The sequence below is a fragment of the Parasphingorhabdus sp. genome, from assembly GCF_039982395.1.
Lineage (GTDB): Bacteria > Pseudomonadota > Alphaproteobacteria > Sphingomonadales > Sphingomonadaceae > Parasphingorhabdus.
Map to the genome: position 1 here is coordinate 818,489 of NZ_JBDWYO010000006.1, position 16,580 is coordinate 835,068.

General features: G+C 53.1%; 17 protein-coding genes and 1 tRNA gene. 7 read left to right on the plus strand and 11 right to left on the minus strand.

Going from position 1 to position 16,580, the window contains the following annotated elements; all coding sequences use genetic code 11:
* Positions 1–73: 73 nt before the first annotated feature.
* Genes ABJV08_RS14065 through ccmC form a run of 7 tightly spaced genes read right to left on the minus strand, consistent with a single transcriptional unit; the run spans position 74 to position 4,891 of the window.
* On the minus strand, positions 74–727 hold the full coding sequence (locus ABJV08_RS14065) for a tetratricopeptide repeat protein (protein ID WP_348039626.1): 654 nt from the start codon (positions 725–727) through the stop codon (positions 74–76).
* Positions 727–1,143, minus strand: a complete 417-nt coding sequence (locus tag ABJV08_RS14070) for a cytochrome c-type biogenesis protein (protein ID WP_348039625.1) — start codon at positions 1,141–1,143, stop codon at positions 727–729. Before ABJV08_RS14070 ends, ABJV08_RS14065 begins: the two co-directional genes overlap by 1 nt.
* Complete coding sequence (locus ABJV08_RS14075) at positions 1,140–1,667, minus strand: DsbE family thiol:disulfide interchange protein (RefSeq protein WP_348039624.1); 528 nt, start codon at positions 1,665–1,667, stop codon at positions 1,140–1,142. Before ABJV08_RS14075 ends, ABJV08_RS14070 begins: the two co-directional genes overlap by 4 nt.
* Positions 1,664–3,601, minus strand: coding sequence for a heme lyase CcmF/NrfE family subunit (locus tag ABJV08_RS14080; RefSeq protein ID WP_348039623.1), 1,938 nt, complete (start codon positions 3,599–3,601; stop codon positions 1,664–1,666). The genes ABJV08_RS14075 and ABJV08_RS14080 overlap by 4 nt, the downstream gene beginning before the upstream one ends.
* Positions 3,598–4,047 carry a cytochrome c maturation protein CcmE gene (gene ccmE, locus ABJV08_RS14085; RefSeq protein ID WP_348039622.1) on the minus strand — a complete coding sequence of 150 codons (450 nt, stop codon included), beginning with the start codon at positions 4,045–4,047 and terminating at the stop codon, positions 3,598–3,600. The genes ABJV08_RS14080 and ccmE overlap by 4 nt, the downstream gene beginning before the upstream one ends.
* Positions 4,044–4,175 (minus strand): hypothetical protein, encoded by a 132-nt coding sequence (locus tag ABJV08_RS14090; RefSeq protein ID WP_348039621.1) that lies wholly within the window; start codon positions 4,173–4,175, stop codon positions 4,044–4,046. The genes ccmE and ABJV08_RS14090 overlap by 4 nt, the downstream gene beginning before the upstream one ends.
* Complete coding sequence (ccmC, locus tag ABJV08_RS14095) at positions 4,172–4,891, minus strand: heme ABC transporter permease CcmC (RefSeq protein WP_348039860.1); 720 nt, start codon at positions 4,889–4,891, stop codon at positions 4,172–4,174. The genes ABJV08_RS14090 and ccmC overlap by 4 nt, the downstream gene beginning before the upstream one ends.
* 273 nt (positions 4,892–5,164) lie before the next feature.
* On the opposite strand from ccmC, the gene ABJV08_RS14100 reads away from it, so the two are divergent.
* Both ABJV08_RS14100 and ABJV08_RS14105 read left to right on the plus strand, forming a co-directional pair.
* Positions 5,165–7,939, plus strand: coding sequence for a TonB-dependent receptor (locus ABJV08_RS14100; RefSeq protein WP_348039859.1), 2,775 nt, complete (start codon positions 5,165–5,167; stop codon positions 7,937–7,939).
* Positions 7,939–8,976 (plus strand): phytase, encoded by a 1,038-nt coding sequence (locus ABJV08_RS14105; RefSeq protein ID WP_348039620.1) that lies wholly within the window; start codon positions 7,939–7,941, stop codon positions 8,974–8,976. Before ABJV08_RS14100 ends, ABJV08_RS14105 begins: the two co-directional genes overlap by 1 nt.
* Before the next feature lie 273 nt (positions 8,977–9,249).
* On the opposite strand, the gene ABJV08_RS14110 is transcribed toward ABJV08_RS14105, so the two are convergent.
* From ABJV08_RS14110 to gspJ, 4 genes are all read right to left on the minus strand, one after another.
* On the minus strand, positions 9,250–10,302 hold the full coding sequence (locus ABJV08_RS14110; protein ID WP_348039619.1) for a Glu/Leu/Phe/Val dehydrogenase dimerization domain-containing protein: 1,053 nt from the start codon (positions 10,300–10,302) through the stop codon (positions 9,250–9,252).
* Positions 10,303–10,430: 128 nt separating this feature from the next.
* Positions 10,431–10,507, minus strand: a tRNA-His gene (locus ABJV08_RS14115).
* Between the two features lie 90 nt (positions 10,508–10,597).
* Complete coding sequence (gene gspK, locus ABJV08_RS14120) at positions 10,598–11,593, minus strand: type II secretion system minor pseudopilin GspK (RefSeq protein WP_348039618.1); 996 nt, start codon at positions 11,591–11,593, stop codon at positions 10,598–10,600.
* Positions 11,590–12,204, minus strand: a complete 615-nt coding sequence (gene gspJ / locus ABJV08_RS14125) for a type II secretion system minor pseudopilin GspJ (RefSeq protein WP_348039617.1) — start codon at positions 12,202–12,204, stop codon at positions 11,590–11,592. Before gspJ ends, gspK begins: the two co-directional genes overlap by 4 nt.
* A 107-nt stretch (positions 12,205–12,311) precedes the next feature.
* Here gspJ and ABJV08_RS14130 point away from each other — a divergent pair, with 107 nt between their 5' ends.
* From ABJV08_RS14130 to ABJV08_RS14150, 5 genes are read left to right on the plus strand one after another with little or no spacing between them, the layout of a single operon-like run.
* Positions 12,312–12,953: a 2OG-Fe(II) oxygenase gene (locus ABJV08_RS14130; RefSeq protein WP_348039616.1), complete on the plus strand. Its 642-nt coding sequence runs from the start codon at positions 12,312–12,314 to the stop codon at positions 12,951–12,953.
* A gap of 19 nt (positions 12,954–12,972) precedes the next feature.
* Complete coding sequence (locus ABJV08_RS14135; protein WP_348039615.1) at positions 12,973–14,184, plus strand: Nramp family divalent metal transporter; 1,212 nt, start codon at positions 12,973–12,975, stop codon at positions 14,182–14,184.
* Positions 14,181–14,936, plus strand: coding sequence for a 5-oxoprolinase subunit PxpA (gene pxpA / locus ABJV08_RS14140; RefSeq protein ID WP_348039614.1), 756 nt, complete (start codon positions 14,181–14,183; stop codon positions 14,934–14,936). Before ABJV08_RS14135 ends, pxpA begins: the two co-directional genes overlap by 4 nt.
* Entirely contained in the window at positions 14,936–15,607 is a 672-nt protein-coding gene (locus tag ABJV08_RS14145) for a carboxyltransferase domain-containing protein (RefSeq protein ID WP_348039613.1), read from the plus strand. Before pxpA ends, ABJV08_RS14145 begins: the two co-directional genes overlap by 1 nt.
* Positions 15,604–16,551, plus strand: a complete 948-nt coding sequence (locus ABJV08_RS14150; protein ID WP_348039612.1) for a biotin-dependent carboxyltransferase family protein — start codon at positions 15,604–15,606, stop codon at positions 16,549–16,551. Before ABJV08_RS14145 ends, ABJV08_RS14150 begins: the two co-directional genes overlap by 4 nt.
* The last annotated feature ends 29 nt before the right edge of the window (positions 16,552–16,580 follow it).

Below are 16,580 nucleotides of genomic sequence, written 5' to 3' on the forward strand. Positions count from 1 at the left end.
CTTAGCACCAGCATTTAGCAGGCGCAACAAAACCACGGCTTGGGAATATCAACCCATTCAAAATCCAGTGTTTTTACTGTCCTGTCGGATCTGTCGGCTCCACCGGAAGGGCCGGTTGCATCTGTTCCATGGTGGCTAAGCGCGACTCGAGGTCTTTTCTCCACGGGGCATCGGCATCACTCTGCTTCAGCAATTCTGTCCAAATCGCGCGGGCCTGATCAATCTTGCCTGATTGCGCATAGGCCAGTCCGAGGAAGAACGGAGGACCGGGATGTTCAGGCGATAGGTTCGCAGCTTTCTGGAACGCAAATTGCGCAGCGGGCGTAATAACGCCATCGGCATGTACCACCAGTGCATTGCCCAATCCAACCCAAAGGTCTGGGTCATCGGGATGTTCTTTGACCCCGTTGCGCAAGTAATTGGCTGCGGCACCGTGCTTCCCGGCTCGATTGAGGGAATCGGAAAAAATCAGCCATTCTTTTGCCGAACCGAAACGCTCTCCCATTTCATTTCGAGCATCGATCATATCATCGTCGAAACTATTGGGTTTTTCGGTTGGAATCACAGAGATTCCTGCCATGCCGGGATTGCCCTGCCAAGCGTATCCGGCGACACCGAGCAGCAGTGCGGCGGCAGTGATCTCATATGTAGGCCGCGACAATTTTCCGAGTTTGAGCAAGGCAACCGCACAGATCAGCACGAATAGAAAGAGAATGATCCAACCCATTATTTGTCGCCTTTGGATTTGCGGAAACGGCCCCGCGCCAGCCACATGGCTGCAAGTAGCAAGAAAATAGGTGCAATCCAGAGAGGCCAAGTGACGGCGGACGCGATCGGCGGATCATAAGATACCCAGTTGCCATAGCGCTCAATAAGCCAGCTTCTGACAGCCTCGGGTGTTTCGCCAACGGCGATACGTTCGCGAACCTGGCTGCGCATGTCTCCTGCCATCGGGGCGTTGCTATCGGCAATCGACTGACTTTGACACTTCAGACACCGCAATTCTTCCATCAGGCTGCGAGCAGCAGCTTCTTGCTGCGGATCAGCCAATTGTTTATTGGCATATGGTGCAGGCGGCAGGCCGGTTTGCGCAGCAATTGGTGCGGCTAGACACATCAAAAGCAGAACTAGAAATCGCTTCATCCTGCATCCTCTAGCAATTTGAGCAGCTTGGCGACGTCTTCTTGACGGATATCGCCGATATGCTGGTGGACGATCGTACCATTGCCATCAATCACAAATGTTTCAGGAACGCCGGACGATCCCAATTCCAATTGAACTTTGCTCGTTGTGTCGGTCCCGATCCGCGCATAAGGGTTGCCCCAGCGGTTCAGAAAATTGGCAATATCTTCAGGCGTGTCACGGCTGGCAATTCCATTAATTTCAACGCCTGCGCGCTGCAAAGCCAGCAATTGCGGGGCTTCCGCGATGCACGGCACACACCAACTCGCGAAAACATTCAGCAGAGTCGGCTTACCCTTCACCAGATCCGCGTTGCTAAGAGACGGGCGCTGTTCAATGGCGGCAGGTAACGCAAAGGCCGGCATCTGCTTGCCGACCATCTTGCTTTCGATGATATCGTCCTTCGGCATGACCAGGCCTGTCGCCACCGCAGCGAAAAAAATGCCGAAAAGCACCAGCGGTAGCCAGAGCAACCAACGGTTCATAGCATCGCCTCGACAAATTCCCGCTGCTTGCGCTGCTTATAACCACGCCGCAAGCGGCCAATCATCGCCAGAAGCCCGCCCAGCGCCACCAATATGCCACCGAACCAGATCAAGGGGACAAATGGCTTCCACCATACTCTGATTTGCCAACGCCCTTCGCTGTCACCTTCACCGAGCACCACGTAAAGCTGCCCATTCCAACGCGTCAGCAGCGCCGCTTCGCTGGTTTGGGTTTGCGCGGCTGCAAACATACGGTTTTGCGGTTCTATTTCATGGATGACACCATCGCCATATTGCGCTGTGATCCGCCCTTCCAGTGCAGTCCAATTTGGCCCCGCAACAGGCTCAATCGCTTCAAACTTCAACTTCCAATTGTTGACGCTAATTTCATCACCTGGCGTGGCGGCCACCAATCTCTCTTCCGTAAAGCTGCTTTCGCTGGCCATGCCGGCAAGCGCAACGGCGATGCCAAAATGCGCGATGATCATGCCATAGGTGTGAAGCGGCGTGCGGCGCAGATTGCGTTTCCACAGCGGCGCGAAACTAGCCACAGCAATGCCTGCCGCCAGCGCCAGGCCCAGAAGAGACAGAACGGACATGTCCGTGGTGAACAAGACCAGCGCAAACAAGGCAACGGCAACAATGAGAATCGGTATCGATATCCTATTCAGCAATGTCTTTGGATCGTCACGCCGCCATCGCAAAAGAGGACCGACCGCCATCACAGCGACGAGAGCAAGCGCCAGCGGGCCAGTTGCCAGGTTGAAGTAAGGCGGACCGACAGACAGCTTGTCGCCCGTTACGGCTTCCACAACCAACGGATAAAGCGTGCCAATAAAAACGAGTGCCAAAATGACTGACAGCAGAAGATTGTTGGCAACCAGAGCGCCTTCTCGACTCACCAATTCGAAACGCTTGCCTTCCGTCACTGTGCCAACACGCAGCGCGAACAGCGCCATCGCTCCGCCAATATAGATGACCAAAAGGGCGAGAATGAAACTGCCTCTTTCGGGGTCAACCGCAAAGGCATGAACGCTCGTCAATATACCCGAACGCACCAAAAAAGTACCGATCATCGACATCGAGAAAGCGACCACGGCCAGCATCAATGTCCAGGCCCGCAAACTATCGCGTGTCGCCAAGACAGTCACGGAATGCAGCAATGCGGTAGCGGCCAACCATGGCATCAACGAAGCATTTTCAACGGGATCCCAAAACCACCAGCCGCCCCAACCGAGTTCATAATAAGCCCAATAGCTGCCCGCTGTAATTCCGAGCGTCAGGAAAATCCAAGCTCCCAACACCCATGGCCGCATAGCCTTGGCAAAGGCCGCGCCGACGTCACGCGTGATCATGGCTCCAACGGCAAAGGAAAAGGCCACGGAAAGCCCGACATAACCGAAGTAGAGCGTTGGCGGGTGAAAGGCGAGACCAGGATCCTGGAGCAGAGGGTTGAGCCCTTGCCCTTCGGCCGGAATGGGAAACATACGCTCGAACGGGTTAGAGGACACCAGCAGAAATGCGTAAAAACCCAGGCTGATAAAAGCTTGCGCCGCGAGAGTTGCCACCAAAGTTTTGTTCTGAAGTGACCGTTCGAACATAGCAATGAAGGCGCCCGCCATGCCCATGACGGTTACCCAGAGCAACATAGACCCCTCGTGATTGCCCCAGGTACCTGCAAATTTGTAGAGCAGCGGCTTCACAGATGCGCTGTTCATAACCACAAGCTTGACCGACATGTCGGATCGCAGGAACAACCAAATTAGAAGCAGGAAGGATAATGTAACAAACAGTCCTTGCGCGATCGCTACCGGCCGGATTGCGGTAAAATACGTGTCTCGATCTGTGCGCAAACCAATCGCGCCTACAACAAATTGCAAGAGCGCAAGAGCAGCCGCGAGCCAAAGCGCGATCAGGCCGGTTTCGGCGATCATTGAACAAGCGTCTCCGTCTTTTGTTTGCCAGCGGTCATATCTATACCTTCTAGCTCACGGGGAATGTAATTCTCATCATGCTTCGCGAGCAATTTTTCTGCGACGAAAACACCCTTTGCATCAAGCTTTCCATCAGCAACAACGCCCGAGCCTTCCACGAATAGATCAGGCGTAATTCCAGTAAAAGTAACCGGCTGTTGAGCGGTGCCGTCCTGCACAATAAAATGTACGGTTACGCCATCGGTGGATCGCTGGATCGAACCTTCCTCCACCATACCGCCCAATCGAATGGCTGTACCGACATTGGGATTCTTGCTCGCAATATCGGAGGGTGTATAAAAATAGCTGGCTTGATCTTGCAATGCGTAAGCCGCCAGTACACCTGCTCCGACCAGCGCAACCACCGCGAGCACCGCCAGAGTCAATCTTTGATGCTTTGCCTTCATTTGCGTTTTCTCAACTGATCTGCCTTCGTTTCCGCCTTGCGCATGGCACCATAGCTTTGAACCACGATTACAGCTGTGCCCAACAGCACAAAGGCATAGGATGCGATGACAAACGGCCAGTGGTTCATTCTGCTGCCATCCTCTTAAGCCGCGCATCGACTTTGGTTTGCGCCAGGCTGGCGCGCATCCGCATAAGCACAATCGCGCCAAAAAGCAGAGAAAATCCTATCGCCGAAACCAATAGAGGCCATAAATAGAGCGCATCAATCGTGGACTTCCCAACGATACTGATGCTCGTGCCTTGATGTTGGGTCTCCCACCATTCGACGGAGAAACGGATGATGGGCAGATTGACGATGCCAACAACTCCGAAAATGGCGGCAATGCGGCTCTGACCGCCGGCCTTGCTTGTCTCATTGGCAAGCACGATATAGGCCAGATAAAGAAAGAATAGCACCAACATAGAGGTCAAACGACCGTCCCAAACCCACCATGTTCCCCAGGCCGGACGTCCCCAAATCGATCCAGTGATCAGACAAAGCAGAGCGAACAATGCTCCGGGCACCGCAATTGCACGGGCAGCATGGGACGCCAAAGGGTGACGCCAGATAAGTTCAGAAATACTGGCAATTGCAATACCCGTCCAGCCAGCCATGCCGAGCCAAGCCATGGGCACATGGACAAATATAATCTTTACGGAATCACCTTGCAGCTTTTCGGGGGGCACGGCCCACAGGCCCCAAATGCAAGCGACCAGCACCATGGCCATGCCGCCAAATAGCAAAAATGGTGTCAACGGCCTAGCCAGCGACAAGAAACGGGTGGGATTGGCATATGCGTGCATGGGTAAAGCGATATTGCCTAAGTTACGGATGATCAACATCAATCGCCGGTTTCGATGGCAGAAGCGGATCAAAGCGACAAGTGTTTTTGCGCTTTTTGCGTTGCAACAAAAAAGCCGCAAATGATTCACATCAGAGTCTCTCCAATCGCAAATTAGTTTCACAGCAAAAGCCTAGATCGCCGTCAACACAAGGCGATGGAAGGTTATAAGATGTCAAAAAATATTACGTTTCGCAGAGAGTTATTGGCGGGAGTAGCCGGCGCACTGCTGCTGATGCCGGCATCCGCCTGGGCCGGGACCATTGCCGGCGTGGTCAGTGACCCAAGCAACACCCGCGGCCTGCAATCAGCTCAAGTGCGAATCACCGAGCTGGATCGCGTGGTGACCACCGAGCGCGATGGCAGTTACCGATTCCCTGATGTTCCTGCCGGCACTTACACGTTGGAGACCCGCTATGTTGGCGCTGACACCGTGAAAACCCAGGTTACGGTGACCGAAACAGGCCTTTCACAGGCCGATATCATCCTCAGCGGCGGATCCGGCAATGAAATCCTGGTCATTGGCCAAAGTGCAAACCAGGCGAGCGCGTTATCCCGCAAACGCGAAGCGGATGGCATATCCTCTGTTCTGACGCGCGATGCCATTGGCCAATTTCCCGATCAGAACGTTGCCGAGTCGCTTCGCCGGGTACCCGGAATCAATATCCTGAACGACCAAGGCGAAGGCCGCTTTGTCTCGGTCCGGGGACTGGACCCCAATCTCAACGCATCATCGTTGAACGGCGTGCGCATCCCCTCTCCCGAAAGCGATGTCCGGTCGGTTGCGCTGGATGTCATTTCCAGCGACCTCATCGAATCCGTCGAAATCAAAAAATCGCTTACACCGGATATGGATGGGGATACGATCGGCGCATCGATCGAGATCAACACAGTCAGCGCATTTGATCGCAAGAAAGACCTGCTGACGGGAAAGATCGAAGGCAGTTACAACGAATATTCCAGCGACGTCACGCCTAAAGGCAGTATAGATTTCTCCACGCGATTGACCGATGATATCGGCGTCGCCGGCGGCTTTTCTTATTATAACCGCAAGTTTGAAACCGACAATATCGAGGCAGAAGGCTGGGATATTAATGATGATGGCGTCACATATGCCGACGAAGTCCAGTATCGCGACTATGATGTCGAACGGGAACGGATCAGCGCTTCATTGTCCTTTGATTTTCGCGCCAGCGACAGCACCGAACTATATATCCGCGGCATCTACAGCCAGTTTGACGATCAGGAATTTCGCGGACGCACCACCTTCAAGCTAGACGAGGAGGCGAGCGGCGGTAACGCGAACAGTGCGCTATTTGATGATGCCGATGGCGAAATTGAAATCGAGCGCGACATGAAAGACCGCTCTGAAAGTCAGAAAATTCGTTCTGTTGTTCTCGGTGGCAAAACCGAAACGGGGCCATGGAAGATTGAATATTCGGGCAGTTGGTCGAAATCGAGCGAATATGAAAATGGTTCGGTCGACCCCACCAAATTTTCGCGGGATTTTGATGGCGACGGCGTCAGTGTGCTGTTTGACTATAGCGACGAACGAGTCCCGCTCTTCAGCTACGCCTCCGGCTCCACGCTGGCCAATGATGCAAGCCTATATGCGCTTGATGACATAGAGCTAACCACTCTCTCCGATGCGCAGGATGAAGAATTTTCAACCCGACTGGATGTGTCTCACATCTTTGCAATGGGCAGCGGCGACTTTACCGTCCAGGCAGGTTTCAAAGGCCGTTGGCGCGAGAAAAGTTTCAATGGTGATGTTGAATTTTATGAAGACAGCACAGGAAGCTACACACTTGCCAATGTACTGGGCCAGCAAACCTACCGGATTGCCGATCTGGGGCCCGTCGTCAGCCGCACCGGAGCGACCGACTATTTTCGCGCCAATTTCGGTGATTTTGAACTGCAGAATATTGACAGCCAGTTTGATTCAGCCGTCTCTGACTATGTCAATCAGGAGGATATTTACGCCGGCTATCTTTTGGGTCGCTGGGACAGCGAAACGCTCAGGATCATCGGTGGTGTCCGTTTTGAACGGACCGAAAATGTCATTTCTGCAAATACCGTCACGCTGGTGGAAGAGGATGCGCTGTTTAACGGTGTAACGCTAGCCGACGACACAGTGTTCGTGACACCCAATGGATTTACCCGAAGCTATGATGACTGGCTGCCGAGCCTCAACATCCGGTTTGAACCACAATCCAATCTCGTTTTCCGCGCCGCAGGCTATCGCAGCGTTGTCCGGCCCAACCTTTCTGATCTTGCTCCAAGATTTGCTGTCGAACAAAATGACGATAACGAACGCGAAGGTGAATTTGGCAATCCCGATCTCCAGCCATATGAAGCCTGGAATTTTGACGCGTCGGCTGAATATTATTTCAGTTCCAATGGCGCGATTACAGCCAATATCTTTTACAAGGACATCAAAAATTTCATCGTCAGTTCCTTTGAAGAGAATGGCACGCGGTTCGGTATCGATTTTGACGAAGCGACCATACCGATCAATGGCACCAGCGCGGAAGTATTCGGCTTTGAAATGGGATTTGCTCAGGCATTCTCTTTCCTGCCCGACCCGTTTGATGGGCTGCTGGTCAATCTAAACTACACTTATACCGATGCCAGTGGCACGGTGCCGACCGATGGCGATATCACCAACCTCCGCACCATCGCTCTGCCGAGCAGCTCAAAACACACGTTCAACGCGGTTTTGGGATATGAGAAAGGTCCTTTCGATTTCCGGTTGGCCGGGACTTATCGTGACCGGTATCTCGACGAGCTTGGCGCGGATGCGGGTGAGGATCGCTATGTCGACAATCACTTCCAACTGGATGCCAGTGTGAAATGGAAGCTGAGCAAGAATATCCGGCTATTTGCCGAATGGATCAACATCAACAATGCCAAATATTTCGCATATCAGAATTTCGATACGCGCAAGCGGCTGCTGCAATATGAAGCATATGGATCGACGTTCAAATTTGGCGCAAAGATAACAATGTGATGAAAAAAACAGCACCCATTCTCCTGCTGGGCATCCTGGCCAGTTGCACGACGACAACCATCGCAAATAATTCCATGCCGACTGTCGGCCTGACCGCGGACGCAGAGACCGTTCCGGTCGGCACGGTCAATCGCGATGCGGCGGATGATCCAGCAATCTGGCGCAACAGCGAAAATCCTGCAAAAAGCCTGATAATCGGTACCGACAAACGGGCGGGACTTTATGTCTACGGGCTGGATGGATCGAAAAAATCCTTCCTGGCCGAAGGTGAACTCAACAATGTTGATCTTCGCGAAATCGATATTGCGGGAGGAAAAACCATATTGGTCGGGGCTAGCGTCCGCAACGATCGCGCCAATGCCCATATCGGCCTGTACAAGCTCGATCGAGATAGCGCCAAATTGGAACCATGGGGCAAATTTCCAGCGGGCGCGGGTGAAGCTTACGGGTTTTGCTTTGGTCAGGACAGCGGCGGTGAGATTTTTGCCTATATGATTGAAAAAAGCGGGTTTGTTCGCGAGATCAAATTGTCATTTGAAAATGGCAAGCCGAAAGCCGATATTTCGCGCCAATTTAAGCTCGCCACACAACCGGAAGGCTGTGTTGTAGATGATCGCACCGGTCGCCTTTATGTGGGGGAAGAGAATAGCGGTATATGGCTGTTCGAACTCGACGCCGACAAATTCGAACCGCAACCTTTTGCCAATATTGATGGCCGCCAGCTGGTCGCCGATGTAGAAGGGCTGGCGTTGGCTCCTGCAGGTGCGAATGGCGGCTATCTGGTGGCCTCCAGCCAAGGCGACAATGCCTATGTGCTCTATGATCTGACATCGGGCGCCTATGTGAACCGCTTCCGGCTGATAGACGGCGCCATTGACGGTACATCTGAAACAGACGGCATCGAAGTCAAGCCGGGTAATTTTGGCCCGGCCTATCCTGAAGGCCTGATGGTGGTCCAGGATGGTGCCAATGAAGGTGGCACGCAAAATTTCAAGCTGGTCAGCTGGTCGAAGATAAAAGCCGCCGTGGCGCCATAATTGTTGTGACACGTGCGGAAGGAATCTTCTTTCCTACAACCGGCGGGATCCATTAGCTTCGGGTCGGTCCCTCCTCATGCGCGGGACAGGCTCTTTGACAAATGAACAAGTCCAAATCAATCAGCGCGGCATATCGGTCTCCCGGGACAGATCGCGAGGCTTAAAGGTTACACTCGAGTCCGGGACAAAGCTTCATAAAGGTTAGAAGGCTAGGATTTTTAGTCGATCCTGATGCAAACAAAAAGGTTGTTCTATGTCAACTTTAAGCAGTGCCTAAGCCCGCCCGATCAAGGCCATGGCCATATTGTCTGCGACATCCGAAGCCGGCAATTTTTGCGACGCGCTTCGGTCCCAGACCTCGGTCAGGCGTTCGGGAATCATTGCCACCCGGCGGTTCACTTCCTGAACATCGCCATCGCCAAGATATTCCAGACCTACGCTGATAATCCCGCCGGAGTTGATCACATAATCCGGAGCGAAAAGAATATCGCGATCAAATAATCGCTGTCCATCTTCCGGCGTGGCCAATTGGTTATTGGCACCGCCTGCGACAATCGGGGCATTGAGATGAGCAATGGAAATTTTGTCCAATATTGCGCCCAAGGCATTGGGGCTAAACACATCGGCTTCAATGCGCATGATGTCGTCGAGGCCCACGACCGTTGCACCAATCTCTTGCGCAAGCGCTGCGGCATGATCTTTGTTTATGTCGGCAATGCTCAATTTTGCGCCATCTTTGGCCAGCAGCCGGGCGAGTCCGCCACCAACGCTGCCCACGCCCTGAATCGCAACGTGAACGCCATCCACCGTGTCGCGACCCAGCTTATGCGCCACCGCTGCCTTCACGCCCAGATATACGCCCATCGCCGTAAAGGGGCCTGGATCTCCGCCCGCTTCTTTCGAATTGCTGACGGGCAAACCGGATACATATTTGGTCTCTTTGGTCAACGCGACCATGTCAGCCGCCGTCATCCCGACATCCTCGGCAGTCACATATTGCCCATTAAGCGAATCGATCATCCGCCCAAAGGCTGCCAGCATTTCTGGCGTTTTGGTCCGATTTCGATCGGCAAGAACCACAGCCTTGCCGCCGCCCAATGGCAAGCCGGCCATCGCGTTCTTGAAACTCATGCCACGTGAGAGGCGCAACGCATCGGTGACCGCCGTCTCGCGGTTTTCATAATGCCAGAAACGAGTACCACCGGCTCCCGGCCCGAGATGCGTGCTGTGCAGGGCAACAATTGCGCTTAGGCCTGTTTCCACATCATGATAGAAATGGACCGCTTCATGGCCATCGAAATCCGGTAAATCCCACATCACGCTCATGCTGTTATCCCTAGCAAATTTGAGTAATTAAATGTCTCATAGCCGTAATTTAATTACAAATAAAGAGGGTCTTTGCGGACGGTCACGTGGTTATGACCTTATCTTTATTACGCTTTTCCAGGGAAAAATGGGGCGACCGAGGGGTCTCGAACCCCCGACCTCCGGTACCACAAACCGGCGCTCTAACCAACTGAGCTACGATCGCCACAAGCTGCGCACTATATAGCCGCTTTGCGCCGCGGTGCATAGGGATAGCGAATAGCAATCGTCAAGCATTTAGCAGGGAGATTCTGAATTAATATGCGTCCCCACGTTGACGATGGACGAGCCGTGCCGGTTGTCGCGCTGCATCAATCAACGCCCGCTCCTCTACAAGAGCACTTTGCATCTCAACGGCTAGATCAACGCGAAACCAGCGGGTGGTCAGCTTGACCTGACTTTGCACATCTCCCCCTGCCCCCAAGCTGGCAGGATAAGATTGTGCCCAGAAATCATTCAAGCTCGCATATCCCAACTCTGGTCGTCGCCCTAGAAACTGACGCGCAAGGGTCAAATCGGCGGGCACATCACCAAGCATTGCCAACAGAATCGCCTGCTCCGGACGTATTGTGTTTATATTAAGAGGAGAGAGATCCGTCGTTGGCAAAGCGCATACCCATGGTGACAAACGAACGTATATATCTTCCGTAATACCCTTGATCGCTCGCAACTCGCTGACATCGAGCATCAGGGCATTGGCGGTACGATACGGATGATCTTGCTGCAGATAATATTGGTCTTCGGCCCCGCGCGGCGATGCGGTCGTATCACTATCAATCCAGTCAGAAACTGATTCGGCTATGTCAGCGGCATCTCCATCCAAGATTCCTAGCATAACCATCAGTCGCGCAAATTGTGCCAATCCTTCCGGCCTAGCCAATAAAATATCTTCACGCTGCGTGACGAGACTGTTGATATTGAAACAATTACCACCGTCGGCAAGCGACGCCGCAATCATTCCTCCCGGTACGGGAAATTTTTGTTCCCTACCGTTCCAGCCTCCGACATTGATTGTCCGACCGGGAGAAACTGAAACAATTTGTTCCGCTGACTGCATTCCAATAGTCTCTGCTGCTATCAGATAGGCTTTGGCTTGCGACAATTCCCGCGCATTCGATGCGAGCTTGGTCGCACCGGCCAACCGATCAATGCCATGTGCGGCCAATATTGCGATCACAGCAACGAGCAACAAGACCGTCAGCAGAGCAGCACCACGCTCTTTTCCTGCCCCAATGTTTTGAAATTTGTTCACAAATAACCCGTCCCGACCAGAAACAGATGACGATAGCGGCGGCCATCCTGTTCAAATCCGATTTCGATCGCACGCGGCAATTCCGCCAACCTTTCTATCTGCCAGTCATTGGACCACTGCCCTCGTTTATCGCGAAAGCGAAGCTGCACAGAATCAATGTTTGAAAGAAGAACCGCAGGCGGATCAATTGCACCACCGTCGGTCATCCGGTTTCGCAATCGCTCCAACTTTCCGTCAGTCAGTCTATACTCAACCCGCTCCAGATTGGATCGGGCATCGCCATTGATATTGCTCTGACCACCGCGGGTAAAATTAAGGAAAGACGTTCCTCTTCCACCGGCCTCGCTTGAAAATGCCGGCATTCTCTCTCCACGGTCATCGCGGTAGGTCCGCGGCAGTGCTTGACTCAAATCAGTTTCCATCAACGACACGAAACGTTGCATCTCCGCCATCTGCCCGAGATTCCCTGCGGTAACTTCGTCGGCATCGACCGCAGATCGCAGCATGATAACGCCTGCGACCGACAACATTGCAAAAATGAACAAGGCCACCATCATCTCGACTAGGGTGAAGCCATTGCTATCGCAGGGCATTGTTGCGGCTTTGTGCATCAGTCGCGCTTATATTCCTTTTTGAGCAAGCCGCAAAGAGCGGTTGCGATCAACGGGGATTCATTTATCGTGACGTCCGGTAGTTAGGTACAGTTTTGGACGTTCATATGACAGAAGCCAATAATACATCGGCTGACTATCTCGCAGCATTGGGACGAGTACAGCGCTTTCCGCGCAAGGAAATCGAACTTTGCGTCGTCAAAAACTTCCTCAAACCCGAGCAATGCCTAAAACTCATCGCACAAATTGACGAAAAACGACGTCCGTCAACGATTGCTGACCCAAATGGGGATAATTATTTCCGCACCAGTGAAACCTGCGATCTCGACCATTCTGATAGTTTTGTGGCAGAAATCGATGCGAATATCTGCAATTTTTCGGACATCGACAAGAAGTTCGGAGAACCATTGCAAGGTCAACGCTACGGGGTTGGACAAGAATTCAAGGCACACACAGATTTCTTCGACCCCAATGGTCGAGATTTTGAGAAATACTGCTCAATCTCCGGGCAACGCACTTGGACTTTCATGATCTACCTGAACGAACCAGATGCAGGAGGAGCGACGCGATTTACCCAATTCAAGAAGAGCGTTACACCGGAAACAGGGACCATGCTGTGCTGGAACAACCGGAACAGGGACGGCAGTGTCAACGATTGGACTTTGCATCATGGAATGAAAGTCCGAAGCGGCACGAAATATGTAATAACCAAATGGTATCGCGAGAAACCCTGGCCATGGAACGGTTAAACAAATTGCACATAGGACAATGAAACTTAGCCGCTACCGGCCCGGCCCCGGCATGATGGTCTCGGCTGCATTCATCGGCCCGGGAACCGTTACTGCATGTACTTTGGCAGGAGCAAATTTCGGCTTTGCGCTACTTTGGGCCTTGGCATTTGCCACGGTTACGACGATCATTCTTCAGTCCTTTGCCATCCGTATCGCATTGGTCACGCAACTCGGGTTGGCAGAAGCGATGCTAAAATCCATCGGGTCACCCATCATACGCGCGCTAGCGGCACTGCTTCTGATTTGCGCTCTCGTGATGGGCAATGCGGCCTATGAGGCGGGGAACATGTCTGGTGCCGCGCTCGGGTTGGCAGCCATTGCCGGTGGTCCGTTGACCTTTGGAATAGCGCCGATCATTGTCACCATTGCCCTGTTGTCAGCAGCCATGCTGATATTCTCGAAACCAAAATGGATCGAGAATGTCCTGATAGCTCTGGTGATCTTGATGAGCGCAGCATTTCTAATGACCTTTTTGCTCATCAGACCGGATTTAGGAGCCGTGCTGCAGGGGTTTGTGCCTTCGATTCCCGAAGGCGGCCTGATGACCGCTATCGCGCTCATTGGCACCACGATTGTGCCCTATAATCTGTTTCTTCATGCTGCCAGCGTGCGCCAGCGCTGGGATGCCGAGCAAATGCCTGAAGCACAATTGGACAACACAATTTCGATCGGCATCGGCGGGCTGGTTTCAATCACAATTTTGGCAACGGCAGCGGCCAGTCTTTTCGGAAGTGGCAAGAGCATAGAAAACGCGGTCGATATGGCCGGACAACTCACACCCTTGTTCGGCAGCATGGCGACCTTCACTCTCGGTGCGGGACTATTTGCAGCGGGGCTGACGTCTGCCATCACCGCCCCCTTGGCTACCGGCTATATCATGCAAGAGATTTTCAAGTCTTCCCGTTCCCGCAGACCGTTTCAGATCGGCGCACTTGTCGTGATCATCTCCGGAGCCTCAGCATCTTTACTCGGATATCGACCGGTCGAATTGATCTTTGTTGCCCAGATTGCCAATGGACTGCTGCTTCCAATCGTGGCGGTTTTTCTCCTTAAATTGGCCAATGATAGGAAACTCCTGGGCCAGTATGCAAACGGCCTCAAGGCCAATATCTTGGGCGCAGCCATTTTGCTGATCACCACTGCCTTAGGGTTCCGCTTGATCGCACGCGCTTTGGGTTTCTGGCCATGACATCCATTATCGATCTCAATGCAGACCTTGGCGAGGATGAAACTCCAGCAGGCATCGCACGTGACATAGAGATCATGAACATTATCTCCAGTTGCAACATCGCTTGCGGCGGTCATGCCGGATCATCAAAATCCATGAGAACCATGCTAACCGCTGCGAAATCAAAGGGAATCACCCCTGGTGTTCACCCCTCTTATCCGGATCGTTCTGGTTTTGGCCGAACTTCAATAGACATTTCATTGGAAGACTTGGAAGCATCTTTGGTTCAGCAGCTGCAACAGATCACCAGGATCGCCGCAGAGCTCAACATAGACCTAGCCCATATCAAACCGCACGGCGCCTTGTACAATGATGCGCAGGATGATCCGGATCTGTCTGATTTGCTGGTTGAGGTCGCAGCCCAAGCCCAGCTCGCTCTGGTTGGGATGCCGGCCTCACTTATCCAACAGAAAGCAGAGCAAAGAGGCATTGCCTTTATCGCAGAAGCTTTCATCGACCGACGATATTGCGGCAATGGGAGATTGGTTCCCCGCAGTGAAGCCGGTGCCGTCATTGCAGATGAAGACAAGCGGATTCAACAGGGACTGTCGCTTGCAAAAAGGACCGCCTTCGCAGCACAAGACCAATCAAAACTCACGGTTATTGCGCAAAGCCTATGCCTACATTCAGATAGTGATGGGGCCCTCGAAACGGCGAAACAAATGCGTCAGGCCTTAGAGAATTCCGGCATTGCCATTAGGCCTGTCGGATAGTGGCGGCACCGGAACCCATGATCCATATTTGTGACGATTGGATCAGTATCAGTCTTGCCAGCAGAGAAGCAGTTTTCGCGGCGGCGCGAAATTTTTCCAGTGACAAGTGTTGGACGGAAATTGTGCCGGGGATTGACAGCGTCGCGATCCAGTTCAACCCCGCGCTTTTATCACCCGATGAAGCTTCCCATCTGGCGATCCGGCAATTGGGCACTGAAGTTTCCGAGACTTACTGCCCACCACCGGCAATCGTGATACCCATATGCTATGATGCCGAATTCTCGCCAGATCGAGACCTGATTGCCCAAAAACTTGCCCTAAAATCTACAAATTTGTCCACTTGGCACACATCTAAAACGCACCGCGTCGCGATGCTGGGGTTCATGCCCGGCTTTGCTTATCTCGAGAGCCCTGAAGAATGCCCCGCCATAGGCCGGCTAGAGAATCCCAGACAATTGGTCTCCGCAGGCTCGATCGGTATCATCGGCAATCAAAGCTGCATCTATTCCTTTGACAGTCCCGGAGGCTGGCCCATTATCGGTCGAACACCTCTCCGTCTATTTGATCCTTCGCGAGACAGGCCCGCCCTTCTAACAGCCGGCCAGACCATCTGTTTCGAATCGATTACAAGGCAAGCATTTGACCAATGGCCCCAAGGGGCAATGGAATGAGCATGAGGGTCTTGAAAGCCGGGCTGCAAACAACGTTGCAGGGCGTTCCATTTGCCGGGCACCGAAAAATAGGCATGCCTGCTGCGGGTGCCGCAGATTGCCTGTCTCTGGCACTCGCCAATTCCCTGGTTGGCAAGCCATCTGGAGCTGTCGCGATTGAAATCACGCTGACAGAGGCAGTTTTTGAAATACAGGAGCCCTGTTCCATTGGCGTGGTTGGAGGCGCGGAATTTTTGCGGATCAATGATGTCGTCCATCCCCAGCATCAAACGATCGACCTCTTGGCGGGCGATAAAATTCATCTTGGGCCGAGCCATCAGGGAACGCGCACCTATTTGGCAGTATCGGCCGCGATTCATGCGGATCAAGTGTTGGATGGCCAATCGACCTATCTAACCGCCGGACTGGGCGGTCATCATGGCCGGGCGCTTCAGACCGAAGATATCATTGCCTTCACGCAGGCTCCTTCGAACCAGCGAAGGAACCGGAGCACGCCGTTACATCTAAGGCCCCATTATAGCGAAGACTATATGCTAAGAGTGACGCCTGGGCCGGAAGCGGACAGCCCCGATGCGGCCGTTGTCGAAGCCCTGTGTCGGTCACCCTATGTCATAGGCGCAAGGATGAACAGAATGGGCCTGGCACTCGAAGGAGATTCCCTCGAAAGGGAAACATTCTCGAACATGCCCAGCGCCGCCGTTTTTCCCGGCACCATTCAACTGCCCGAAAGCGGCCAACCCTATCTGCTCGGCCCCGATGCGCAAACAACCGGCGGCTATCCGCGGATTGCACAGGTCATCCGAGCCGACCGTCACTTAATTGGTCAACTGAGCTCAGGTTCAAAAATCCGGTTGGTGCGCGTCACAGCAGAGCGAGCCACAGAAATATACCGGGAAAAGCTTTCCCTCTTGACACCCTGGCTGGGCCAAATCAATTTTTGGTAGACTAGGGAGGCGTTCAAGCCTCCATATCG